This window comes from Lysinibacillus sphaericus (genome assembly GCF_015844675.1).
Taxonomy (GTDB): domain Bacteria; phylum Bacillota; class Bacilli; order Bacillales_A; family Planococcaceae; genus Lysinibacillus; species Lysinibacillus sphaericus_E.
Window position 1 is genome coordinate 57,131 of the sequence record NZ_LDGC01000075.1, and the last position, 25,443, is coordinate 82,573.

Sequence of the window (25,443 nt, forward strand, 5' to 3'; positions counted from 1 at the left end):
TGCACTTTGACATATGTGCAATCCCTTATTTTAGTTCAATTTATTATTTCTAATTTCCTTCTGTATTTTGCGAAGGGCTTTTTTCGAACCGCGCTCTATATCATGCTGAAGCTTTCGATCTTTATAGTCCACAAACAATGTCTCTAAATCATATCCTTCTGGGTATAATTCTGTTGCTGGTAGTTCTAATGCCAAGCGTTTAACATTTACCTTTATGAACTCTCCCTCATTGAACACAACAACATTAAAGAAATTATCCATTTCTTCATATACGATTCCAGCGTCATCATGATCTAACAGCTTTACTCGATCTCCCTTTTTAAATTCATACTTTACTGTTGTTCTCACATTTTCAATCTTCGGCTTTCGTATTTTACTATCACTTACTCGTTTTAAATGATAATCCTTACTGTCAATATAGCCTTTAGCTCTTTGTAATACTGTTTCACGTATATTCATTTTCTTAGAAATCCATAGAGCATTACTCTCTCCTGATGTTCCAATCATTAATTTATACAACGGTTCCAATGTTTCACTATTAAATCGCATAGCCGCATTCATAAAATCACTATGCATTTCAGAGAAACGCTTAATTTCTCCATAATGTGTTGTCGCCACTGTAATACAGCCCATATGATAGAACTCCTCCAAGATGGAAATTGCCAGCGCTGCCCCTTCATTTGGTTCCGTACCGCTACCTATTTCATCAAATAGCAAAAGAGTATTATTATTGGACGCCCTCATAATATCCGAAAGGTTTTTCATATGGGATGAAAACGTACTAAGTGCATTTTCGATACTTTGATTATCACCAATGTCTACAAAAATATGATCGAATATAGCTATTTCAGTACCTTTATCCGCAACAATATGGAAGCCTGACATTGTAGCCAATGTTAATAAGCCAATCGTTTTTAGAACAACTGTTTTTCCGCCAGCATTCGGCCCTGTAATGATTAAGCAACGATAGTCTTTACCAATTTCGAAATGAAGTGGCACCGCCTCACCTGTTAACAGTGGATGCTTACAATTGACGAGCTTTATATAGCCAACATCGTTCAAGCTCGGCTCTACGCCTCCAATATGCTTGCTAAACTTGGCTTTAGCAAACACCATATCATATTGGCTAATTAACTCCATGTTAATGTTGATTTCACGGATATGTTCCATCAGAAGCCCTGATAATGTCGCCAAAATCTGATATTCCTCCACCGCTTCCTCTGCCTTCAAAGTGGCCAATTCCACATTTAATTTAGCGACAGCACTCGGCTCTATAAAGACCGTAGCACCCTTTGATGAAATCTCTACTATCGTCCCTTGCACATGATTTTTAAAAGAAGCCTTAATAGGAATCGTGTATCGATCATCCTTCTTGCTTATAAAAAATTCCTGGATATATGTTTTATTTGCACTGCTATTCAAAAATTTAGTTAAACGGTCTTTAATTTTTTCCTCTGTTGTTTCGATATGATTTCGGATACGCTTTAATTCTCTACTAGCTGCTGAATCGACACGATTTGCTTTTATAGCAAAGTTAATCTCCTCTTCCACACTTTTAAACTCAGACATCGAATTAGCGTAGGATGCAAGTACGGGTGCAAAAAACTCCTTTTCCAGCATAAATTTTTTTATTTTTCTACAGCCTCTTAAAAAGTCTGAGATGCTAACTAATTCACTTGGGTCTAAAATGATCCCCTTTTCAAGTTTTTGAATGGTATTGTCAATATTGGATACCCCTAAAAACGGGACATGACCTTCCGCATCTAAAATTACTCGTGCCTCCGTCGTTTCATTCAAACGATTTTTAACAACTGTCAAATTTGGGCTCGGCGTTAATTTATCTAATAACTGTTTACCTAATCCACTGACACAGTATGATTTAACGATATCCTTCAATTCATTGTATTGTAACTTCTCAAATGCAGTATGATTCATTGTTAATGTCTCCTCACTATGATTTTCTAGAATCATTCATGAAGACACCTACTCATTAGATAGCAATGATGTTCTTTTCAAAGACAAAAAAGCTGCGGGAGAACCCACAGCTTTTACATTACAAGGCATGTGTAAAAAGCATCATGAAAAAGACCTCATCAAAGTGAAGCACATTCAGACCATTACAAGCTTTATAAAGTATTGTAGGTATCTTCATAGGTATCGAAATAAATACACGACTAAATAAAGGGTGACAAACTGACATAAATCCCCTGGCGTCATTTACATTTATTTCATTAAGTTGTTCCTATTTAGAACCTACCGCACTCATCAAAAGCACCTCTCATTAATTATCATTGTTATCTAATTTGTCATTATCTTACTATATGCTGGTAAAAAAGTAAAGGTGCTTATGTTTGATACGATTTTAAACTTGGGGAAAACTAAAAACCGAGTTAAGTTTCAATACGTGTAGAATACTTTGCTATAATCAACCCAAGATATAAGAAAGGAGGGATTATAATGAAACAAGTGGCTCTCCATCAATTGCACAAAGAACATAATAAACGAATAGCAGAATTTCATTAAAACCACGAAATTGAAATTCAACGTGGTGAAAATGGGAACGGTTTGTTGGCTAAATGGGAAAGTTTTTTTATAACAAGGTAATCCCCCCCTCTAAAAATAGGAAATAAAACCATCTATTAAATGAATTGTCATCCTTGTACGGTTCATTTTTGTTTCGCATTTTAAGTCAAATACGCATTAATCTTTTTTCTTATTCAACTAAATTGCTCCATAAGTTAAATAACAATAAACCACCGAATCCATCTAAAAAGCATCTTTAATGATGCTTTGATATCTTTTCTTAATATTTCAACCGTGAAATAGTTAGATTTTTTATACAAGCTGAAATAAGCATTTGCTCTACGATTTTCAAATGCTAAGTTCTTATGTAACTCAGGCCAACGATACCAATATAGGTAACTATCCAAATAATACGTACCAACAACTTGAAATCGTTCCATTGTTGTAGATCACAAAATATAAAAAGTAACGACGCATACATACGTTAGACTGAAGTAAACTATATTATAAAAACACAAATGATTTCTTGCTTTATTAAGTTTTATTTGACTCTTCAATTGGAGTTGGATAATTACAGGACGAAGTAGGAATTAAAAAAGAAGGAGAGATATGATGTTCGATCAAGTAGCATATTTTATTTTTCAAGCCCTGCTAATTCTAACGGTTTTGGTTGTTGTGATTGGACTCCCTCTTGGGGATACACTGTTAAGAAAAAAATAAGACTGCATCTAGTTAATTATTATAGGTAATATTAATCTGCATAACTTTATTCATTTAAGTCGATAGTGCAACAGTGTTCCAAATACCACTAAAGCACTGCTAAGCCTTAATTTGAAGAAAGTGCATAAAAACATGTGTAAATAAGGTTCACAAAGAAAGCCACGAAACGTTGATTTACAACATTCGCGGCTTTTGTGGCGTGTCTAAACTTTCATTTCTTTTGCTACGAAATACAATTCTTTACTTTCATTATTATATTTAGCTCTCTCTCATAATTTTTGGTAAAGAGTATAATTTGTACACTGTATACTCGTTCTCCGTTAGGATAAGAGGCGTTCGCCAGAGCATAAGCCGAATAAAGATAAATCGTTTAACACTAAATTTATTTTCTCTAAAACTTCTCATTTTACCGTTCCTGTACATTTAAAATAAGGATTGATCATTTGCAATAAATTCCTATGATTTGTAAAAGTGTATGATACAATTAAACTGCCAAAATTAAACAAATAGAACATTTTGCGGAACAATAATTAGAAATTACAGGGTTAGCATTGGTGAAACTTTGCGTACCCTATTTCGAGAATTATGGAAATGATATTAGAAATGTTTTAGGATGTGGGAAAGTTGCTTTTCATAGGAGAGGAGATAAAAAAATGATTGAATTACGAAAAATAACCGGGGATAACATAGATGAAGTAATAGCACTTGAAGTGGGAGAAAACCAGAAAGATTTTATACAAACTACTAATCTAAGAAGCTTTGCAGACGCTCATATGTTGAACGCAGACGGTATACCAGCGACTCCTATTGCCATTTATACCGATGGAGTTGCGGTTGGATTTTTGATGTATATTTATGATACGTTGGATCATGAATCATTTGAAAATGAAGTTTTTTACGGGAAGAAGAGCTATTTTATTTGGCATATTATGATTGATAAGAATTACCAAGGGGAAGGATATGGCAGACTTGCTTTTGAAAAAATGTTGATGGATATAGAAACTATGCCAAATGGAGAAGCAGAATTTGTAACCCTCTTTTATCGAACAAGTAATGTCATAGCTAAAACATTATACGCTTCATTTAGTTTCGTAGATACAGGAATCATTCAGGATAATTCGATGCTGGCGATAAAAAATCTAGATGGGAAAATAACAGAATCCTTAGCAGAATTGGATCTCTCGTAAAGAAATATAAGCTATCAACATCTCGACCCATAATATAACACAAATATCCAGAAGAATAAACCGATTTTGTTAACTCTGTCTTAGCAAAAATATACTATTTGTTTTAGATTATAAGATCGTTGTAAATCCACATAAATCTGACGCTCCCTCAACATAATGTCCAAAAAGGTCATATTGGGACAAAGACTATAAGTTTTTAAATTATAGCTTCACTTTTATTTTGTTAAATGAACATAGGCATCTCCTTTAAGATATAAAAACTTATGTGTAAGCTTTCGACAATTGAACAATTGATCTCATTTTTCTCCATACTTTCTTATTTCCTATACAATCTTCTTCATTTTTAGATGGCTTCTATTCGTGTGAAATGCTAGGATACTATCCCAATTCTAAAGAAACATTGAAGGCAAAAAACTCTTTTCTCCCCTCACATTGCAGGGATTTTTCAAAGAATACGAAAAAGTAGTACAAACCAAGGGCATGGTTTGTACTACTAACATTCATGTATTTAATTATGCAGATTTATGATGCGCCCTTCTCGTTTCAATAATTTTTGATCCTGAAAACAGTAGTAAGGCTGCCCAAATAATGCTAAATGCCAAAAGCTCTATTTGACTAAACGGTTCCTTAAAAAGTACGATCCCTATAACTAACGTAATTGTTGGCGATACATATTGAATAAAGCCTAATAAATAGAGTGGAATATTTTGTGCACCTTTCGCAAATAAAATTAACGGTACTGCTGTCACGATACCACTTACAATCATGAGGATGTCTGTTTTCATATCAACATGTAAAAATGAGGCATGATTCGTTGTAAAGAGGTAAACATAATAGCCTAATGCAAACGGTAGAATAAATAACGTTTCTATGGCTAGGCCTCTTGTCGCATCAAGCTTAATTTTCTTTTTCAGAACACCATAAATAGCGAAGGATATAGCAATAAGAAGTGCTACCCATGGGATTGATCCATAATTTATCGTTAAAATAATAACAGCAATAAAGGCAATTCCGGTAGCTACCCATTGCGCACGACTAAGTGCTTCTTTAAAGAAAATAACCCCTAAAATAACTGACAGTAAAGGATTAATATAATAGCCTAAGCTCGTTTCAATTAAGTGGTTATGGTTAACTGCCCAAATATATAAATACCAGTTCATCGAAATAACAAATGAAGCTCCAGCAAGCTGCCAAAAATGCTTTTGGTGTGACCACAAATATTTTAAGTCTGCGAGAAGATCCTTGCGCATTCCAAATACTATTACTGCTAGTACTGTAAAGACAAAGGACCAAATGACGCGCGATAATAAAATTTCCATACTCGGTACATGTTCAAGTAGTTTCCAATAAAGCGGAAATGCACCCCAAAAAGCATAGGCGAAAAATGCTGCCAGAACTCCTTTTTTCTCATTTGACATTGCCTCTAACTCTCCTACTCCATATGAATCTATACGTCTTTGCGTAATATTACCATTAAAAGAATAGACTTATTATAGGACTTTGAGTGGAAACTGTAAATGCCCAATTTTAATAAATTGACATGTATACTGTTACTTTTTCATTTCAGATTCAAGCTCAGAAATATATTTGCGCACCGTACTATAACTAATATCAGGATTAATTTGACGTTTAATGCGAATATGAATCTCTTTAATACCAACACCTTGCTCTCGCATATCGCGAATCATACATTTTAAAGGACCTGATAAGGATTCCTTTGACAGCGCAGTATATTTACTTAATTCAATTAGTAGCTCTGTATTTTGTCGGCGAATCTCCTTGAGCTCTTCTACGACGCAATTATATTCTGTTAACTTTTTTTGTAAGACGGCGTTTTGCTTCTTTATTTTTTGCATGTCTTCCACAAGCTCTAAATTTTGTTTCTTTAAAATTTTCCTCTCTTGCTCTAAGATTGAGTGCTTTTCATCTAAATCTATATGCAAGGCATTGAACAGTTCTTCTATATGCGTTAATTCATGGTAGCGACTTTTTAATACGAGCATTAGTTTTTCTGTCGTATTAATCGCAAGTGCTCCATCATTTAAAGACTCACAAGATAATAAAGTTGGATTCATTTTGCTCATCATCTTTTCTTTCTCCATGATTGATTGTTTTATATATCCGAATTTCAGTGTTTAGCATCTTCCGCTTCCTTTTCTCTGATAATGATTCTCATTTAATTTATCATAATGAGGAATTTCAATTTTGTCAAAAAATAAAAAAACTTCTTGCAAGATAAGATTGCAAGAAGCTTCACATTTACATTTTTTTCAGTTTTTCATATTCAAGTTGTAAACGTTCAATACGTTTACGGCCTTCCTCACGATTTCTTGCTGTTTCTGCTTGAATTTGCTTCGTCTCTTGAATACCTGACATAATTGTTTGCCATGTTGTTTCAATTGTTTCGATTTTAATGCTCGGGCTACCAGCCGCACGTGCGATATTAACGCTATTTTTACTAATATTTTCTGCATTTTTGACAAGCATTTCATTTGTACGACGGTCTAATTCACTCATTGAATCAGAAATTAGTTTTTGGCGCTTTAACGTCACCGCATGAATAAGCCCTTGCTTGAATATAGGAATTGTCGTCACAAATGCAGAGTTAATTTTAGCAATTAGGTGGTTATTACCTTGCTGCATTAATCGAATTTGTGGAGCAGACTGGAATGATACTTGTTGTGCCATTTCTAAATCATAACGACGTTGTTCTAGTAAATCAACGGCACGTACCATCGTTTCATATTCCATTGCTGCTAATTGATCGCCAGTTTGTGCTTTTTGCTCTAGCGCTGGTAATGATGAACGCACTTCATCTGTTTTCACTTCAATTGCTGCTATAAATTTACTTAGCGTTTGGAAATAGTTTAAGTTTTGATCATATAAATTCTCAAGATCAATCGTATTTCGCTTCATTTCACCTTCGTATTTTTGAACCTCACGGAAAATAACGTCAACTTCTTTATTCATGCTGTCATATTTGGATAGAAACTTTTCTAATTGTTCCTTTCCTTTACTGAACAGCTTCGTAAGGAAGCCGCCTTTTTGTTCCTCCGCAAAATCTTGAGGGTCAAATTTATCCATAATTCTATTTAAATTATTTAATAATACACTTGATTCCTCAAGCTTACTTGTTTTCATCGTTGCTAGCATTTTATCTGAAAAGGTAGAAATACCATTCGCTGTTTCTTTTCCAAGCTCTAGCATTGCAATTTGATCTTTCACATCAATTTTTTGTGCTAATGCATGAACCTCAGGATCTTGCTTTAGTACAAGTTGATTTTGAGCAATTTGTGATAACTCTTGCTCAGAAACAAGCACTGGTTTTTGTGCTTGCTCCGCCTGTAATAATGGATTAGGTTGTAATAATGGATTTTCTGATGCGAATGGATCCTTTGATTTTAATAGGTCGTTGTCAAATTCAGACATAAAGTTTTACCCCCTGCGATTTATCTCTTTTACTTACATACGATTCCAAGCTGAAAAAGTTTCATTTTAGTAAGCCTCTGCAAAATAAGAGTCACTAAATATAGGAAAACCCTCGTGATGTTCTATTTGATTTTCTTATGTTAAATAGGTGTTTTTTTTACCTCTACTATAAATTATAGCTTGTTTTATTAGGAAATTCGACTGATCTACAAAATATTTTACATTGTTTTCTAGTATTGGTATGTTCACTCTAAAAAAAGCAGCTACTAAATGTAGCTGCTTTCAACATCATGTTGTCACTTTTAGTACGGTCTTAATTTTTTGAATAACGCCACCTGTACTATAAGTTAACACACTGCGTTTATAGAATGATATGCTGAATAAGTAAGCTACAATTATTGTTGCAATTAAAATACCTAACGATACAAGTGGTACCGTTACGCCTATATCAGTAGCCCCGATACGCATCGGCATGATCATTCCAGACGTAAATGGAATATAAGAGAATATCTTAATGATAAGAGTATCCGGATTCCCCATTCCCGATAACATAACATAGAAACCAATTAATGTAATCATCATGGCTGGCATTAATACTTGACCTGCTTCTTCAACTTTAGACACTAAAGAACCGAATAGTGCGCCAACAATTAAATAAAGAATAATTGTTAATAGTAAGAATAGCACGGCATATATGACATAACCAATCGATAATTCACTAACGATACTAGCTGCCATATCCCAAATAACACCGTTCTTCGCAAATTTCGCATAGATTAGGAAGACAACTATAATAATACCCATCTGTGTTAATGCGAGTAATAATACACCTGCAATTTTTGCTTTAAAATGGGTAGCTGGTTTAACACTTACTAATAGCATTTCCATTGCACGTGAACCTTTTTCAGTTGCAATTTCCGTTGTAATCATAGATAGGAATGTAGAAATAAAGAAATAAATTAAAATACCTACTGCATAAGATACAAATTGTCCTGATTGTTTTTCTTCTTCGCTTTTACCACCTGTAGACTCTATATTTAAGTTTTTATCAGTAATAATCGTTTTGGCATCCATAATTTGAGCTGCTTGGTCTGGTGTTAATGATAACTGTTGTACAGCATAATTTTGGCCAGCAAGTTGTAATATCGAATTTATCGCACCTTGATCATTTAATTTCAACGGAGTGAAAGTGGCAATTTCAGCATGTAGCTGACCTTTTTGATCTGTTATTGTAACGATTGCATCTAGCTTTTCGTCTTTGACCTTTTTCTCTAGCTCCGATATATTCGATTCATTTTGTATAAATTCCATATCGCCATTCGATACAAAGAGACCACTTAAATCAGCTGTTGTTTCATTGACGATTGCAATTTGTTGCGCTTGATCATCACCTGTAAAAAGCTCTTTAATATCTGACCAGAAAACTGCAACTGACATCCCAAGTATGTATATGATTGTCATTACAACAAAGGATTTTGATTTTATTTTTGATGTGTAAAGCTGTTTCATTAATAAATTAAACTTCGACAACGTTGCCACCTACCTTATCTTTAAAGATCTCATCTAACGATAAATAATCTAAGCTGAATTTTTCTATATATTTACCATTGGAGAGCTTCTCGAAAATACTTTGTGCATAGCTCTCATCCTCTAGAGTGAGCACAGTTTGCTCTTTCTCCACTCGGACATCTTTGACTCCTTCAAGTGTTAACAATTGAGTTGTCGACCACTCTGTACGTACTGCTAATCTCGTTTTTCCGTACTGTTTCTTTAAATCTAGTAAACTACCTGAAAATAGAGAGACTCCACGTTTTAATAGACAAAGATGATCGCATAGCTCCTCTACATTATCCATCTGGTGACTAGAGAACAAAATCGTTGTGCCCTGTTCTTTTAAATGTAATATTGCATCTTTCAGTAAATCTTTATTCACAGGATCCAAGCCACTGAATGGTTCGTCTAGTATTAAGAACTGTGGTTTATGAATAAAGCTAGCAATCAATTGTACTTTTTGCTGGTTCCCTTTTGACAAAGTTTCAGCCTTATCTTTTCGTCTTTCTTCGAGCTCAAATCGATTAATCCAATAATCAATCTCCTTCTTTAACTCCGACTTCTTCATGCCACGTAGCTCGCCGAAAAAGTAAAGCTGATCCTCTACTTTCATCGTCGGAAAAATACCTCGTTCCTCTGGTAAATAGCCAAGTACATCACGGTTGATGGCATTAACGGGTTTGCCATCCCATGTAATCGTACCAGCCGTTGTCTCCTGTAAATCTAAAATCATTCGGAACGTCGTTGTTTTACCGGCTCCGTTTTGTCCAATCAGCCCGAAAATCTCCCCTTTTTCAATCGTAAAGTTTAGATTATCGACTGCTGTGAAATCTTTGTATTTCTTTGTGACACGCTCTAATTGTAATGTCATTCTTTTTCCTCCTACGCTTCAAATATATGTAATTCTCTTTGCAGCCCTTTTTTACGTCTTTCAACCTTCAGAATTTGTGTACACATTATTATTACGATTACAAAATTTATAGATGATACTCCCGTGGTTAAGATTATTTCTGTTGATTCACCAAGTAAAATATAAAGATTGATAAATCCAATTAATAAATTAAGAAATGTTACGGCAATAAAAAGGCGGCTTATTAATGTTAAATATTTTATTTTCGAAGAACTATCTGAAAATAATTCAAATGGGCCTTCTGATTTCTTTTTTCGGTAATAAGCCCATACTCCAAATTTTGAAACAAACTCAATATTCATCGTCTCTAAAAAATCAAAGTATTCCTGGCTTTTACCTTTGATTAGTTCATTGCGATATATGTACTGACCAGGTTCTCCTTTTTCAAACATAAAGTATCCCACCATTGTACGCTTTAAATGCCAACCTTGTGCCGCCATATCATTAACCCATGCTTCTTCCTTTTCATAATCAAGAAAAAAACGATACACTCTTTTTCTCATAAAATTCCACCTCCCATCTAAATCTTACAAAATTGATATGAACTCCTGGTTAAATATGCGCCTTGATAATAGCCGTAATACCGTAGCATTTTCTTTGTTGAATTATTTAATTTTTCTGATTTCCCGGAAAATAATTTCTAAGCAGATATTCATCCCATTCTTATAAACTTTTCATCAAGCTTGGCAAATAGACAACCAGTCTTTTTAGTTATTTCCTATACTAATCTGTATACAGATCCAAATCCTTCTTTAATTTATGGCGCACACGCATAAGTTTTAATAATGGAATTGAAAATACTACGACTACAAGAATATTAGTGATATTCATTGATAATTTAATCCAGTCGATTGCCTGTGCTGAAAAAATTCCACTCAGTCCAATTACAGCTATAACCAAATTTAGGAGGATGAGTGATAGTAGCACTGAAATTTTTTGAGACAGTTTACTAATTTTATTTTTCTTATCAGAGTAAAGTTCAAATGGTCCATCTTTCGCTGCCTTTCTAAAGAAGACGAAATTGCCAGAACGATCTACTTGTTCAATTCCTGACGACTTAAGAAATTCTAAGTATTCACCTTCATTTGGTGCACCAAATCGCTCCAATTCATCATGCCGATAATTATAACTACCTGGTTCCCCACGTTCGAAAGTAAAACGTATCCAAGTGAACTTTTTCAAATGCCAACCTTGACTTGCCATATCATTGACCCATTTCTCAACAGCATACGGGTTGTATACCAACCTATATTTATCCATTTGTTCAATCCTCCTTTGTTATACGGATGCCATTGTCAAAAAGTTCCCTTAATCTCAAAATTTCATATTTAACAACTTTTTTCCCATCCTCTGTTATGATGTATTCTTTTTTTCGGCCGTCACCATCTAGCGCCTCAATCCACCCTCTCTCGAGTAATGTTTTGATTGCTCCATAAATAGTACCCGCTCCTAGGCGAACTCGACCATTACTCATTTCCTCTACCAATTGCATAATGCCGTAACCATGCCTTGCATCAAATAATGCTAATAAAATATAATAAACGCCTTCTGTTAAAGGCGGATGCTCTTGCGTCATACAAATCCCCCTTTTTATATCGTCCAACAATATATCGTCAGCTGATACATTTAAAATATATCAACTGACGATATAGTTGTCAATGCTATTTTTCCCATAAAAAGTATAAAATCTTTTCATACTCGTAGAGTAGCACTATGAGGTTGTTTTGATTCACTTTGAGTCCAGCAGATGGCTATTGCTAATTATTTTTGGCGGCAACACTGATAATTTTAAAAATAATTGTAGCTCGTTAGGAATAATTACTGCTGCATCATTGGCCATTTCTACTATCGTTGTTACTTTAAGAAGATCAAAAGAAAAAAGCGAAAGTGAGCAATTTTCCCATGCTACCGTTTATCAAAAAAGCGATGTACTAATAACGATTTAGTACATCGCTTTTATTGTAAAATCATAAAACGGTGAAGATAACTTTGCTAATATGCGATGCTTTATGATTTCCGTTCTAGGTTATAACTTTCATGTATATGACATCGTAATACTATTGACATAATAATTTTTAACAAACGAGCGATATTCTCCTACTTTAATTATCACTTTTCACCAATCCGCAAAATAGCCGCAAGTTGTTTATTCAAGGTACTAACGCTATCCACAAAATCTTGACGATACCATTGAATGATTAGGCCTATGATTGCATTTGCTTGATACGCACTATAATATTCAATGGATATTTCATCATGTATTTCATTATGGATCGTGATATCCCTCTTCAGCAAAGTGAATATTCCATCAAATAACATGTAATAGTAGGTCAAAGGCACATTTTTAGAAAAAACAATGCGATAGAACATTTTAAAGCGCTCGATATGATGAAAAATACGAATAGTATTAGGATCTATTTGATTTTTATCCATTGTTGTTACTGCACGGTACGGTTCCTCGTAGGAATTATTCAAATCCTCCATAATTTCCTGAAAGTATTCCTCAAATAGCCCTTCCTTTTGCTCATAGTGCAAATAAAATGTACCTCTATTCACCTTTGCCACCCGACAAATTTCTGCGATTGTAATGTTCTCTAAAGGCTTCTCACTCAGTAAAGTTAGTAAAGCATTATGTAATGCTTGCTTCGTTTTGAAAACTCGTAAATCGTTAGCGCTCAAATATTTTGCCCCCTTATTAAACAGATTTTTTATATGTGTTGATTACTGAACAGTTTATAGTATTTTGCATATTGAAATCGCTTACAAAGCTATTATATTATTTTAATGAACACATGTTCAATATCTAACATACTATATCCTAAAAATCACCGGGACAAACGCTGGTGAGAGAACATAATTTATAGGAGGTTTTTGTGATGAGATTAGAAGGTAAAGTAGCAATCGTAACAGGTGCTGCGTCAGGTATGGGTAAAGCAATTGCAGAAGGTTATGCAAAAGAGGGAGCAAAAGTCGTAGTTTCTGATTTAAATATAGAAGGTGCACAAGCGGTTGTTGAAGGTATCAAAGCAGCTGGTGGCTCAGCATTCGCCATTCAAACAAATGTTGCATCAACAGAAGATTTACAACGCTTATTTGATGAAACAAAAAATGCATATGGCAAATTAGATATTTTAGTGAATAATGCTGGTATTATGGATGGAATGGAGCCAATTGGTGAAGTTTCTGATGAGCGATGGGACAAAGTGTTCGCGGTAAATACAACTGCTGTTATGCGTTCAATGCGTATGGCGACAGAGATTTTCCTTGCTCAAGGACATGGTGTATTTGTCAATAATATTTCTGCTGGCGGTCTATATGGCGCTCGTGCCGGAGCTGCTTACACTGCTTCTAAGCATGCTGTTGTAGGACTAACAAAAAACACAGCATTTATGTATGCAGATAAAAATATTCGCTGCAATGGGATCGCTCCAGGTGCAGTTATAACAAACATTGCTTCTTCCATGACAAACGTGAGCCAAACAGGTGCAGCACGCCAATCACTAGGTATGGCCATCAACCCACGAGCTGGACAACCTGAGGAAATCGCACAGCTTGCTATTTTCCTAGGCTCAGATGAAGCAAGCTTTGTCAACGGACAAGTAATTGCTGTTGATGGTGGCTGGACAGCTTACTAAGATTCTATACAGCACAAATGAAATAGACAAGGTTATTTCATTTGGTAGCATGTTTCAAAATGAGTTCGGTATTGTATCGAACTCATTTTGTATTTGGTCTTTATCTGTTTCGAATTATAGTATTCAAATATATTTTAAGTTCTCGTTTGAAATGCTCTATATGTTCAAATTTCTTCAGATAAATAATCACGTATTTCATAAATGATAAAGAAATTCAACATAACAAAGTATTATTCTTTCATATTTAACATTTCATATATTGTAGATGATTACAAAATGATACTTGTTTCTAGCTATAAAAAATAGAACAATCTTCTTTCATAATTAAGTGCGATTGTTGCATAATTGTGGTTTTAAAGTTCTTCCTTTATAATGGCGTTCCTACTAATTTCTTCAGGAACAACTAAATTATTTACATTATTTACATCCGAATAAACAGTATCGAAGTTTAAAATCATATTCGTATTTCCAATTTCTTCATATAAATCTATATTTGCAATAATATTAGATGATTTCAATAAAAAGTCTTTATTAAATATTAGTGTATATTTGAAATTATTAATCTTTGTCTTTATGTGCTTTGTTTCCAATTCCCTTTTCATAGTATTTTCAACATAATCTGTTACAAATGCTAGACTCTTTTTATCTGATGAATCATTCACTTTGGCAATCAATATGTACTCATCTTCCCTGTACTGAAGTTCAAATATGTCTTCAAATTCCAGCATTCTCTTAAAATCCCCTAAAAGATATCCATCTTTTACCAGTTCTTACTTTTCGTCCATATCTAATTCAGACATCTTGTACCAACGTTCGCTATTATTAAAATTGTAATATTCGCTTTCAATATCAATATAGCCCTTAGTCATATCTTCAGGATAAACCTCACTAAAATAAATAAGAAAAGGCTCCTTCTGAACTACCATATCCATTGTGAAAGTTGATTCGAGTTCTTCATTTTTTGAACTACCTACTACAGTTGCTTCTGTCTTCGACTTATAACTCATAATGGTTTGTTCAAGTACATTGCTGATTACTGTCGCTTTTGAAATACCTTCCGAAACTTCCTCAACTGTACCCTCCGAATCTTTGTTGCTACAGGCTATCAAAAAAAGCACTAGGACTAATATGAAAGATTGCAATAATTTTTTCTTCATAATATTTCTCCTCAAAATTTACTACCAATATAATAACATTCTTTTATGGTTAATTTAACCAAATAAATTATGTTGTTATCGAAAAAATCATTATCAGTGTTAAAGTTATCAACTATAATTGCTTAAAATGCCTCTATATTTACAAATGGAGCTAAATTGGAGAAAACTACATTATTACAAGCTTTTACTTCAGTAAGTGAATAAATTTCCAAAACAAAAATACCACAACCCATAGATTGTGGTATTTAAAACTATTACGCTTTTTTTGTTGAGAATAAGCATCCAATAAATGCCCCAACTAACGCTGGTAATATCCAGCCTAATCCTATGTCGTAAAAGGGTAAAATATTCGAATAAGCTTTCTCAATCGCATCAAAGATACTTAACTTCGCCGTAGGCATGCTATCTACTAATGCTTTGTAGCCATCAATAACACTAATAAAAATTGTAAAAATCATAGCAACCGCATATACCGTTTGCTTATTTTTAAATAGTGGTGAGCATAATGCAAGGACAATTAAGACAATTGCTATCGGATAAAGGAACATCAGCACTGGAATGGCAAACTTAATAATGTTCGTTAATCCGAAGTTGGCAATTGTAAATGACACAACGCACAAGATTAATACAAACCATTTATAGCTAATTTTCGGAAATACCTCATGGAAAAACTCACTACAAGATGTGATTAAGCCAATACTTGTCTTTAAACAAGCAAGGACAATAATAACTGCTAATAAAATAGCTCCGAATGATCCAAAATAGTGATCTGCCACTGCGGCAAATATTAAACCACCGTTATCAAATGTACCAACAGCTTCCACACTCGATGCTCCCATATACGTGATTAAACCGTATATTAACATCATTAAAGCCATGGCAAAAATACCAGATTTCCACGTTGCTTTAGCAATTTCTTTTCGTTCCGTTATTCCTGCGCTTTTAATTGCATTAATGACGACAATACCAAAAGCTAGTGAAGCTAAGGCATCCATTGTGTTATATCCTTCTTTAAAGCCTGTCATAAATGCTGTATCAATATAATCCCCCATTGGCGATTGGAAAGGCCCCATCGGTTTTACAATACTAATAATAATTAAAATAAATAACACAATCAGAAATGCTGGTGTTAAATATTTTCCGATATAATCCATAATTTTCGCTGGATTCAATGAGAAATAATAAACGATGGCAAAAAATACAAAGCTAAATAAAGCGAGTAAAGGTGTTGTATGCTCTGCTTGTATATATGGTTCAAAGCCAACTACAAACGGAACTGTCGCTGTACGAGGAATCGCAAAGAAAGGACCAATCGTTAAATAGAGAGCTAATGAAAAGATGATACCGAATAATGGATGAACGCGGCTCGCTAAGTCACGTAAACCGTTACTACCTGACAAACCAATAGCTAAAATACCTAGAAAAGGTAAACCGATAGCTGTTACTAAAAATCCAATTAGGCCAAGCCAAAAGTTAGTCCCAGCTAATTGTCCAAGCTGAATTGGAAAGATAAGATTCCCTGCTCCAAAATACAGTCCGAAAAGCATTGTACCGATGACTGCATATGTTGAAAAAGGTATTTTCTGTTGCATTTTGATGAACTCCTTAGATGTATTTAACTATTGCGAACAATTTAAATGAAGAGATTTTTCACTATAATTCCACTATATTAACATAGTTTTTATTTGAAAAACAATAGTTGTTTTTTCTTTTAAAATCGTTAATTGTACAGTTCCTAGCTTTAAATAGACAAAACTAAAAGAGCTGTCTGCTGACAGCCCTTAGTTTGCTACAGACCACTCTATATGATCTAAAAACTTATATACGTCCTCATACACTTTTTCGCGCTCTTTATCTAATGTAATAATATGACCAGAATTTTCATACCAAATAATCTCTTTATCGTCTGTTTCAACGGTATTTAAAATAAATGGTGCACTTTCTTGATAAAGCTCATCATCTAATGAACCTTGTAATACTAATGTAGGTGCTTTGATTGTAGATAAATCCTCGCGTGTTTCTGTCGTTAAACGTGTCACACCATCTAATGAATCCTTAGGTGTAATTCGTAATTCATGTAATTCCGAAATAATTTGATCTTTTGATTTATTTTCAAAATGTTTATATAAACGAGCGTAATGATATAAACGTGTAAATAAGCCTTTTGAGTTATCGCGTGTGATTGGTGCACACATGGCAACACATGCTTTCACAGGAAATGTCTCTGCTACTTTTAACGAAAATACGCCGCCAAGTGAAATTCCTACTACCGCGATTTCTTCATATCCATTACTTTTTAGGAAGTTATAGCCTTCCACAACATCGTTCCACCAGTCTTCCGGTCTTGTTTCAAGTAATGCTTCTGGTTCTACACCATGCCCACTATAAATCGGTGCATGAACCGTATAACCACGTTTTGATAAAAATTCTCCTAGCTTTTTCACATCTTTTGTGCTACCTGTGAATCCATGCAGTAATAGTACGGCTTTTTTGCCTCCCTCAATTGTTAGAGGTTGTGGCTTAGATAAATTCATTTTATAATATCCCCTTCACGGAAATTTGTAATTGTGTAATTTATGTGTCTATCTTAACACCCTTTATTCATAATGTACAATTTATAGTTTTTATCATATTAATGTGTTTCATGCATTAATGATGTGAGGTTAACGGCTGTACTATCACACTTTCAGCTACTTTCATTTTTTATTTCTCTTTTTAAGTGCTCCATCTTTTTTAAATTTTTTTGGCGCCTATACTTCCTACTCTTTTACCGTTATAATGCAGTTAACTCAAAAATAACAAGAATAGAGGTGAAAAAATGGAGTGGCAGCAATTGGAGTATTTCGTAACGGTAGCTAAACTTGAGCATATGACTCGTGCAGCTGAAGCATTAGCGATTTCTCAGCCAGCATTAAGTCGCTCTATTTCAAAGCTTGAAGAGGAATTAGGAGTACCCTTGTTCGACCGTCAAGGACGCTCGATTATGCTCAACCGATATGGCGAGCTTTTTTTGTATCGTGTCCAACGTATGCGTAAGGAATACGAAAAAGCAGTGATTGAATTACAGGAGCTGAATAACCCAGAGCTAGGAGATGTATCACTCGGTTTTTTACATACTCTAGGGACTAGCATTGTACCTGACTTGATCCGTTCCTTCCGTCAGAAGCATCCGCATATACGCTTTCACTTTACACAAAATTACTCACACTCCCAGTTGAAGCAATTACTTGCGGGAGAGTTAGATCTTTGCTTACTCGCAGCGATTGACACGGAGCCACCTGTTTGTTGGAAAGAGCTGTGGCGAGACGAGCTTTTTATTATGGTGCCGATTGACCATCCCCTCGCCAACCGTAAAAGCATCAAAATGAAGGAACTTGAACAAGAAAATTTTGTTCTGTTGAAAAAGGGTTACGCATTACGCCGCACAGCGGATAAATTATTAAATGCTGCAGGTATCAAACCGAAAATTACGTTTGAAGGTGATGAGGTATCTACGGTTGCTGGATTTGTAAGTGCTGGGCTTGGCGTGTCATTGCTACCGGTTGATGAAGACTTGAATCCAAATAAATTGGCGAAAATTCGTGTTGAGGATATGGTTTGTGAACGGACCATAGGTATGGCTTGGATTGAAAATCGATACCTTTCACCATCAGCACGACAATTTCAGCAATTTGTATTTGATTATTACGAAAAGAAATAAATAAAAGATAGAACCTGACTTTTGTTTAGGAATAAAAAAGTTCAAAAAAAAACGATTCGACTAAACCGAATCGTTTTTTTATTCTTCATCATTTTTTTATTTTTTCGAACTTCTCTTTTATACATAAAAGCAAGAGTTATGGAGATTGTTAATAGCGCAAGGACTATGGCCATTTCTAATGTCGAATCAAACAATATTAGCCCTCCTTCTCTTTTTAACTAACAAAGTGCTTAAACAGCAGCAATATATCCACCACCGCCGAAAATAATCCCGCATGCGATTGCGCAACTAGCACCCCAAGAACATTATCGATTGTAGCTATACCGATAATCGTAACAAGCTTCCGATGTAATAGCCCAACTGTAACCTGACAGTTGAGGGCGCAGTTCAATAACTAGTAGTTTATTTTTCAAAAAAATGCTTTAAGTAAGAAGCTACCTTATTTTTTCTCCTATATATTTTACTTGATACGAATATATATCTGTTGTATTTCCATCAACCTTAAAAAGTCCCTGCTTTATAAGTGTCATTAGCCGTTTTTCCACAAACTCTTCACCTAAATACTCATCAATCGAACCAATTGCTTCACCGATGATACGCATCGGTTTAACCCATTCCTCATTTAGTTCTGCATGAGCTCTTTCGGCGCATTTTATAATGATAGGATCCAATGCATCTTCCGCTACATGGACAATTCCATCTTGCCAAACTCGCAATGTACTAGGGTTTTGTTTTAGCTCTTTCCATTCATTAGCAAGTTGCTGACACTCATCAATTGAAAAACGCCTTGCCTCAGAACGTAGCTTCATAAGCAAGTCTGGCGAAAGCTCACCTGTTTGACGAATCGTCATGTTAGGTTGTACACGTTTCAAGCCATCTGTGGCATCAATCCCATATACCATACTACATTTATTGACCAACTCGCTCATGACATAACGTAACCCAATCTCTTCATGAGTACTTTGGCTGTACCATACCCAGACATCAACATCACATGGTAAACCTGCAATTTTTTTCTTCCATTCTTTATGAAGATCCTCGTTCAATTCACGTTCTTCACTGTCCCTAAAAATATTGGCTTTTAACCAGCTTTTTCGTTCTTCTGAACTACTTAGCGGACCAATCGAGAAAATCTCATTGACACTAAGCACTGACTCCTCTCGTTGTAAATGATGTTGTCGTATTGCATGTTTAATTGAACCTTGCGTAGATAAGCTAAACGTTATATGTAAAATTGCCATGAAAATCCCCCAATTTACTGTTTACTTAGCGCTATTTGTATTCCAATAAAAGTAAAAAGTACACCTTGAATCATATTCAATCGTTTAGCAATTGCAGGCTTCCCAATAATTACTTTTCTTACTTTACCGGCAAAAATACTAAATAATGAAAACAGAATAAGCGCTTGTACTAAAAATACAATACCCAAAACTAGCATCTGTAAACCTACATGACCATTAGAAGGATTTACAAACTGTGGCAATAGTGCTAAGAAAAATAAAGAAACTTTTGGATTTAAAATATTCATTAAAATACCTTTTCGATATAACGTCACATAGGCTTGTACATTTTGCTGTTCCATTGTGAATGGATCACCTTTCGCACGAAACGACTGCCATGCTAAATACAATAAATACGCTGCACCTGCAAACTTAACAATAGAAAAAATAACTGTTGATTGATAAATAATAGCCGAGATACCGAGAACCGCCGCTCCTATATGAACGAGCAAACCTGTACATAAGCCAAGTGATGTTGCTATACCAGCCTTTTTATCCTGTGCAATGCTTTGTGCAAGAACAAATAAATTATCAGGACCTGGCATTATAGTTAAAATAATTGCCGCTCCTAAAAACGCCATTAAGGTTGAAAATGCCAATACTATCCCTTCTTTCTATTACTTTTTACAAAAATATTCATCATAAGTGAGATTAATTTCTATTCCGACAAACTCTACTTTTAGTAGAACAATTACTTTTCAAAAAATAATAACCAGAAAATGTATTTCTTAACATTATACTATATATCAATATATTTTTTCTGAATTTTTACAAAAAAAATCTTCTAACCAATTTTGCTCGTTTCAGCAATACTTTTCTACCTTAATCCATTATAATAAATATTATTATAACTTAAAAGTCGGATTGTTTGGGAGAAAGAGGTGTTTGTTGATGGCAGTAAGCGATATTGTAAAGCAATATGAAGACGAGCAAGGAAATGTCTATTATAAAATGAAAACACATGATATCAGGGTACAGGCTACGCAAACTTCAGGGTTAGCGCCGGTTATTACTTATTGGATTGGTGAAAAAGAGATTACAGACGATATTCGAAGTTTACGCTTTAGCCCTCGCCCTCCCTCAAGTTATATTCAAGATTACGATGAATTTCAAACTATGCTTTATGCGAAAGAACAACGTTCCATCAATGAACTATATGAACAAATGAGTATTAAACCGAAAAATATGTCTTCTGGAAAACAAATAATATGGAGTTCTTTCGTCATTGTTTTAGCGATGCTCCCACTATTAATCGCAATCTGGTGGTTCAAGTAATCAAGCTTATGTTGCTCCTCCACGTTTCTCTCGCTTGTTCGGTAATACCCACTTTTTTATTCAAAACTTTCTATTAACATTCCTAATCAGCTTGACAGACATGCTAAAGTAGTGCATTCTTTATAGAAATCGGACTCCAACCAAAATAATTGATGAAGGTCCATTCAACAAAGATATTAAATTATACAATATAAGCGAGCGAAGATTAGTACTTAGAAACTGCTTGATCAGAGAGCGATGCCCACCGGCTGTAAGGCATTGTACAAGAAAGACTAAAGAACCTACTTCGTAAATCGTCCTAGCTAACTAGGCGCAGTCTCAAGCGTTATGAGCAAAGTGGAATGTCAATGATGTTCAATCTAGGTGGTACCACGGAAAGTAAACCTTTTCGTCCTAATTTTTTAGGATGAAAAGGTTTTTTTATTTTTAAATTTAGCGAAATCTTAGTAGCTGCTAAAGTTTAAATCATAGTACAAGTGTAATGGCGAATTGGAGGTATTGCTATGGAAAGAAAAAGAATTGTCGTCAAAATTGGGAGTAGCTCCTTAACAAATGCAAAAGGTGAAATTGATAAAATACGTTTAATGGACCATGTTCAAGCGATCGCTGAATTAAAAAATTACGGTCATGAAGTATTGCTTGTTTCATCAGGTGCAGTAGCAGCGGGCTTTAAACAGCTAGGCTACCCTTCTCGTCCCGTCACATTAAAAGGTAAACAGGCTGCAGCGGCAGTTGGGCAAAGTTTACTGATTCAAACCTACAATGCTTTATTTAGCATTTATGATATTGTGCCTGCTCAAATTTTACTTACACGCACTGATTTTTCAAAAAAAGAGCGTTATAAAAATGCCTGTGCCACATTTGAGGAATTATTAGAACGCTCCATTTTACCTATCATTAACGAAAACGATTCGGTATCTGTCAGCGAATTAACCTTTGGAGATAACGACATGTTATCAGCACTTGTAAGTGGTCTTATACATGCTGATCAGCTCATTATCTTAACAGATATCAATGGCTTGTATAATGCAAATCCATCTAAAAATCCTGATGCACAACGTATTGATCGTTTAACAGAGGTATCTGATGAGATGCTTGGCTTTGCAGATGGTTCAGGGTCTAAGGTCGGTACAGGTGGTATGGAATCCAAATTACTGGCAGCTCGAGCAGCTTTAAATGCAGGTGTCAAGGTGTTTATTGGAACTGGTCACGGTGCTAATAAGCTTGTCGATATAGTAGAAGGACGTGGTGATGGTACGTATGTTGAGCATGACGCGCTTGCTATTTTAACGAATAATAAACAGTGGATTGCACTAACGGAAGTATCTGGTAAAATTTTTATAGATAGCGGTGCAGAACATGCATTATTGGCAAATGGGAAAAGCTTGTTGCCTGCTGGTGTATATCGTGTCGAAGGCGACTTCGGAAATGGCGACGTTGTCGAAGTCTATAGTGACAATGGACTACTTGGCCGTGGTGAGGTCTTATATTCTTCTCTAGAGTTAGCACATGCGATGGGAAAACGCACAGATGAGTTAGTGAACTATCCCATTGAAGTCATTCATCGAGATAAATGGCTAAAAATCCAAACAAATTAAGGAGGAATTCACATGACGAGTGAAGTTCAACAAAAAGGAAAGCTGGCTAAGGCCGCAAGCTATATTTTAAATATTAAAACAACTCACGAGAAAAATGAGGCTCTCACAAAAATTGCTGAGCAATTACTAATCGACCAAGATATGATCATTGCTGAAAATGCAAAGGATTTAGCAAATGGCGAGAAACAAGGAATGCCCGCTTCTACTCTCGATCGCATTATGCTAAACAAAGAACGAGTAAAGGCAATGTCAAGTGCTATTCATTTACTAGTTGAATTAAATGATCCAGTAGGTAGTCTCTTAGAACGAATAGAAAAAGATAATGGATTACTAATTGAAAAGCGCCTAGTACCAATTGGCGTTATCGGGATGATTTACGAGGCACGCCCTAATGTAACAGTAGATGCTGCAACATTATCATTAAAAACAGGCAATGCAGTCATTTTACGTGGTAGCTCTTCTGCTAAATTTTCGAATGTAGCGCTAGTGGCAAGTATTCATCGTGCACTTAGCAAAACGTCTATCCCTGCGGACGCTGTGCAATTAATCGAGGATACAAATCGCGAAACTGTCAAAGAATTATTCCATTTAAAAGAATACTTAGATGTTTTAATTCCTCGTGGCGGAAAGGCACTTATTGACTTAGTAGTAAATGAAGCCACTGTACCAGTACTAGAAACAGGTGCTGGCAACTGTCATATTTATGTAGACCAAACGGCCGATTACTTAAAAGCAGAAAAGATTTGCATCAATGCAAAAACACAGCGTCCTTCTGTTTGTAATGCCGCAGAAAGCTTACTTATTCATCCTGAATGGTTTCATGAGCATGGCAAGCAGCTACTAAGTGCTATACATCAAGCTGGTGTGACAATTATCGGCGATGTTACTGTTTGTCAAGCTCTTGATTTCGCGCAACTAGCAACTGTAGAAGACTATGCAACTGAATATTTAGATTTAAAGATTAGCGTTAAAATTGTGGAAAACGTTTATGAAGCAATTGAGCACATTAATAAATATGGTACGAACCACTCTGAAGCTATCCTAACAGAGGATCAGTTAGCAGCAGATACTTTCTTACATAGCGTGGATGCTGCCGCTGTTTATCACAATGCCTCCACCCGCTTCACAGACGGCTTTGAATTTGGCTACGGTGCAGAAATCGGCATTAGTACGCAAAAATTACATGCTCGAGGACCGATGGGTTTACCTGCGTTAACATCTACAAAGTATTTCATTCACGGTAACGGCCAAATCCGAGAATAATTGTAGAACAATGATAAGCCGACAGTTGACGCACGTACACTGTCGGCTTTCTTCGCTTATTTTATAAAGGTTGAGGATTGAAAGATTTATAGAAGGACATGGCGGATTCTACTCCTAACCGAGTAGTTCTAACATGAGTGAAGAACTTTGATAATGGGGCGAAATAAACGTATAAATTTTCACAAGCGTCAAAAATTTTAATAGAAAGAAGGTTTTATATGAACATGTCAGCGATTATCAAACTAACTGTTTCAATGGCCCTTTTCGGCTCTATTGGATTTTTCACCGTTCATACGGGCGTACCTGCAATCGAGCTAGTATTTATTAGATGTATTTGCGCTACCCTCTTCCTTGGCGGAATGTGGCTTATCACTGGTGGTCATAAGACGGAAAAATGGGATAAAAAAGAAATATTACGTACACTTCTATGCGGTGTCTTTATTGTCTTAAACTGGGTATTTTTATTTAAAGCCTTTGAAGAAATGTCGATTTCCATTGCCATTTCTATTTATAATTTAGCACCAATATTCGTATTAATTTTCGGGGCATTGTTTTTAAAAGAAAAAATGACTATTCAAGCGTTACTAGCAACACTAACTTGTTTTATCGGCAGTATGTTTATTATTGGTTTAAATAATTTTATGTCCCTCTCTGAATTTATGAAATCAGGCTTTATATGGGCGTTACTGTCTGCATTATTTTACGCATTTACGATGTTAACAAGTAAAACAATCACAAAGCTTAGCTCCTACGCATTAACATATATCCAAACAGCGGTCGGAATTATCATACTATTGCCATTTGTCAATTTTTCATTATTTGAAGGCTTAACAACTACAAACTGGCTATATATTTTAGGAACAGGTTTTATTCATACAGGATTTGTTTACTATTTATTTTTTGATAGTATTCGTAGCCTCTCTACCATACTAGTTTCAGTATTAGTATTTGTTGACCCTGTTGTGGCAATATTGCTTGATATGCTGTTGCTTGATTTTATGCCGAGCTTTATGCAAACAGCTGGTATTGTATTAATTTTCGGCGGTATTTTTTACACTATTTACGTACCAAAGAAAAAGCGTGTGCCTCGTAGAGGAAGTGAAGCGTCAGCTACGGAACACCCCAACCTTTAAAGGTGTATGTGGTGTGGTTCGGATATCTAAACAACTACTGAAATAAGGAACTCAGTCTAAGTATGTGAGGGCAAGATGACGG

The 25,443-nt window shown here is 35.1% G+C and carries 25 protein-coding genes and 1 pseudogene; 8 read left to right on the forward strand and 18 right to left on the reverse strand.

What is annotated here, in order from left to right:
- Positions 1–30: 30 nt before the first annotated feature.
- Together ABE34_RS19275 and ABE34_RS19280 are read right to left on the reverse strand one after the other, a co-directional pair.
- Positions 31–1,935 (reverse strand): endonuclease MutS2, encoded by a 1,905-nt coding sequence (locus ABE34_RS19275; protein WP_197144168.1) that lies wholly within the window; start codon positions 1,933–1,935, stop codon positions 31–33.
- Positions 1,936–2,738: 803 nt separating this feature from the next.
- Positions 2,739–2,963 (reverse strand): annotated as a pseudogene (locus ABE34_RS19280) (hypothetical protein); the annotation flags it as partial.
- A gap of 933 nt (positions 2,964–3,896) precedes the next feature.
- Here ABE34_RS19280 and ABE34_RS19285 point away from each other — a divergent pair.
- Complete coding sequence (locus tag ABE34_RS19285; protein WP_197144068.1) at positions 3,897–4,430, forward strand: GNAT family N-acetyltransferase; 534 nt, start codon at positions 3,897–3,899, stop codon at positions 4,428–4,430.
- Positions 4,431–4,942: 512 nt separating this feature from the next.
- Here the strand turns inward: ABE34_RS19285 and rarD are convergent.
- From rarD to ABE34_RS19325, 8 genes are all read right to left on the reverse strand, one after another.
- Positions 4,943–5,848, reverse strand: a complete 906-nt coding sequence (rarD, locus tag ABE34_RS19290) for an EamA family transporter RarD (RefSeq protein WP_197144069.1) — start codon at positions 5,846–5,848, stop codon at positions 4,943–4,945.
- Between the two features lie 132 nt (positions 5,849–5,980).
- Complete coding sequence (locus ABE34_RS19295; RefSeq protein WP_197144070.1) at positions 5,981–6,517, reverse strand: hypothetical protein; 537 nt, start codon at positions 6,515–6,517, stop codon at positions 5,981–5,983.
- Positions 6,518–6,689: 172 nt separating this feature from the next.
- A complete protein-coding gene (locus ABE34_RS19300; RefSeq protein ID WP_197144071.1) occupies positions 6,690–7,859 on the reverse strand; it encodes a toxic anion resistance protein in 1,170 nt (389 codons plus the stop codon).
- Between the two features lie 288 nt (positions 7,860–8,147).
- The gene (locus tag ABE34_RS19305) at positions 8,148–9,389 is read right to left on the reverse strand and encodes an ABC transporter permease (protein ID WP_241747097.1); all 1,242 of its coding nucleotides are present in this window, start codon (positions 9,387–9,389) and stop codon (positions 8,148–8,150) included.
- Complete coding sequence (locus tag ABE34_RS19310) at positions 9,376–10,281, reverse strand: ABC transporter ATP-binding protein (protein WP_197144072.1); 906 nt, start codon at positions 10,279–10,281, stop codon at positions 9,376–9,378. Before ABE34_RS19310 ends, ABE34_RS19305 begins: the two co-directional genes overlap by 14 nt.
- Positions 10,282–10,292: 11 nt before the next feature.
- Positions 10,293–10,823, reverse strand: a complete 531-nt coding sequence (locus ABE34_RS19315) for a DUF2812 domain-containing protein (RefSeq protein ID WP_197144073.1) — start codon at positions 10,821–10,823, stop codon at positions 10,293–10,295.
- A 220-nt stretch (positions 10,824–11,043) separates the two neighbouring features.
- On the reverse strand, positions 11,044–11,580 hold the full coding sequence (locus ABE34_RS19320; protein ID WP_197144074.1) for a DUF2812 domain-containing protein: 537 nt from the start codon (positions 11,578–11,580) through the stop codon (positions 11,044–11,046).
- A 4-nt stretch (positions 11,581–11,584) separates the two neighbouring features.
- Entirely contained in the window at positions 11,585–11,896 is a 312-nt protein-coding gene (locus ABE34_RS19325) for a PadR family transcriptional regulator (RefSeq protein ID WP_197144075.1), read from the reverse strand.
- A gap of 148 nt (positions 11,897–12,044) precedes the next feature.
- Between ABE34_RS19325 and ABE34_RS19330 the strand changes: the two genes are divergently transcribed.
- Positions 12,045–12,266, forward strand: coding sequence for a hypothetical protein (locus ABE34_RS19330; RefSeq protein WP_197144076.1), 222 nt, complete (start codon positions 12,045–12,047; stop codon positions 12,264–12,266).
- Between the two features lie 163 nt (positions 12,267–12,429).
- Here ABE34_RS19330 and ABE34_RS19335 read toward each other — a convergent pair whose 3' ends face one another.
- Positions 12,430–12,999: a TetR/AcrR family transcriptional regulator gene (locus ABE34_RS19335; protein WP_197144077.1), complete on the reverse strand. Its 570-nt coding sequence runs from the start codon at positions 12,997–12,999 to the stop codon at positions 12,430–12,432.
- A 197-nt stretch (positions 13,000–13,196) separates the two neighbouring features.
- On the opposite strand from ABE34_RS19335, the gene ABE34_RS19340 reads away from it, so the two are divergent.
- The gene (locus ABE34_RS19340; RefSeq protein WP_197144078.1) at positions 13,197–13,955 is read left to right on the forward strand and encodes an SDR family oxidoreductase; all 759 of its coding nucleotides are present in this window, start codon (positions 13,197–13,199) and stop codon (positions 13,953–13,955) included.
- A 353-nt stretch (positions 13,956–14,308) separates the two neighbouring features.
- Here ABE34_RS19340 and ABE34_RS19345 read toward each other — a convergent pair whose 3' ends face one another.
- The 4 genes from ABE34_RS19345 to ABE34_RS19360 all read right to left on the reverse strand — a co-directional run bounded on the left by ABE34_RS19345 (position 14,309) and on the right by ABE34_RS19360 (position 17,646).
- The gene (locus ABE34_RS19345; RefSeq protein ID WP_197144079.1) at positions 14,309–14,683 is read right to left on the reverse strand and encodes a DUF6612 family protein; all 375 of its coding nucleotides are present in this window, start codon (positions 14,681–14,683) and stop codon (positions 14,309–14,311) included.
- Between the two features lie 42 nt (positions 14,684–14,725).
- Positions 14,726–15,112 carry a hypothetical protein gene (locus tag ABE34_RS19350; protein WP_197144080.1) on the reverse strand — a complete coding sequence of 129 codons (387 nt, stop codon included), beginning with the start codon at positions 15,110–15,112 and terminating at the stop codon, positions 14,726–14,728.
- 254 nt (positions 15,113–15,366) lie between these two features.
- A complete protein-coding gene (brnQ, locus tag ABE34_RS19355) occupies positions 15,367–16,704 on the reverse strand; it encodes a branched-chain amino acid transport system II carrier protein (RefSeq protein WP_197144081.1) in 1,338 nt (445 codons plus the stop codon).
- A gap of 189 nt (positions 16,705–16,893) precedes the next feature.
- Positions 16,894–17,646, reverse strand: coding sequence for an alpha/beta hydrolase (locus ABE34_RS19360; protein ID WP_197144082.1), 753 nt, complete (start codon positions 17,644–17,646; stop codon positions 16,894–16,896).
- Positions 17,647–17,930: 284 nt separating this feature from the next.
- On the opposite strand from ABE34_RS19360, the gene ABE34_RS19365 reads away from it, so the two are divergent.
- The gene (locus ABE34_RS19365) at positions 17,931–18,812 is read left to right on the forward strand and encodes a LysR family transcriptional regulator (RefSeq protein WP_197144083.1); all 882 of its coding nucleotides are present in this window, start codon (positions 17,931–17,933) and stop codon (positions 18,810–18,812) included.
- A 41-nt stretch (positions 18,813–18,853) separates the two neighbouring features.
- Here the strand turns inward: ABE34_RS19365 and ABE34_RS19370 are convergent, their stop codons facing one another.
- The 3 genes from ABE34_RS19370 to ABE34_RS19380 form a co-directional block, all read right to left on the reverse strand.
- Complete coding sequence (locus tag ABE34_RS19370) at positions 18,854–19,006, reverse strand: hypothetical protein (RefSeq protein ID WP_197144084.1); 153 nt, start codon at positions 19,004–19,006, stop codon at positions 18,854–18,856.
- 240 nt (positions 19,007–19,246) lie between these two features.
- A complete protein-coding gene (locus ABE34_RS19375; RefSeq protein WP_197144085.1) occupies positions 19,247–20,053 on the reverse strand; it encodes a DUF1835 domain-containing protein in 807 nt (268 codons plus the stop codon).
- 14 nt (positions 20,054–20,067) lie between these two features.
- Positions 20,068–20,691 carry a LysE family translocator gene (locus tag ABE34_RS19380; RefSeq protein WP_094075065.1) on the reverse strand — a complete coding sequence of 208 codons (624 nt, stop codon included), beginning with the start codon at positions 20,689–20,691 and terminating at the stop codon, positions 20,068–20,070.
- Between the two features lie 292 nt (positions 20,692–20,983).
- Between ABE34_RS19380 and ABE34_RS19385 the strand changes: the two genes are divergently transcribed.
- The 4 genes from ABE34_RS19385 to ABE34_RS19400 all read left to right on the forward strand — a co-directional run bounded on the left by ABE34_RS19385 (position 20,984) and on the right by ABE34_RS19400 (position 25,361).
- Positions 20,984–21,367 carry a sodium:proton antiporter gene (locus ABE34_RS19385; protein WP_197144086.1) on the forward strand — a complete coding sequence of 128 codons (384 nt, stop codon included), beginning with the start codon at positions 20,984–20,986 and terminating at the stop codon, positions 21,365–21,367.
- Between the two features lie 503 nt (positions 21,368–21,870).
- Positions 21,871–22,965, forward strand: coding sequence for a glutamate 5-kinase (gene proB / locus ABE34_RS19390; RefSeq protein WP_197144087.1), 1,095 nt, complete (start codon positions 21,871–21,873; stop codon positions 22,963–22,965).
- 12 nt (positions 22,966–22,977) lie between these two features.
- Positions 22,978–24,228: a glutamate-5-semialdehyde dehydrogenase gene (locus ABE34_RS19395; RefSeq protein ID WP_197144088.1), complete on the forward strand. Its 1,251-nt coding sequence runs from the start codon at positions 22,978–22,980 to the stop codon at positions 24,226–24,228.
- Positions 24,229–24,446: 218 nt separating this feature from the next.
- The gene (locus tag ABE34_RS19400; protein ID WP_197144089.1) at positions 24,447–25,361 is read left to right on the forward strand and encodes a DMT family transporter; all 915 of its coding nucleotides are present in this window, start codon (positions 24,447–24,449) and stop codon (positions 25,359–25,361) included.
- The last annotated feature ends 82 nt before the right edge of the window (positions 25,362–25,443 follow it).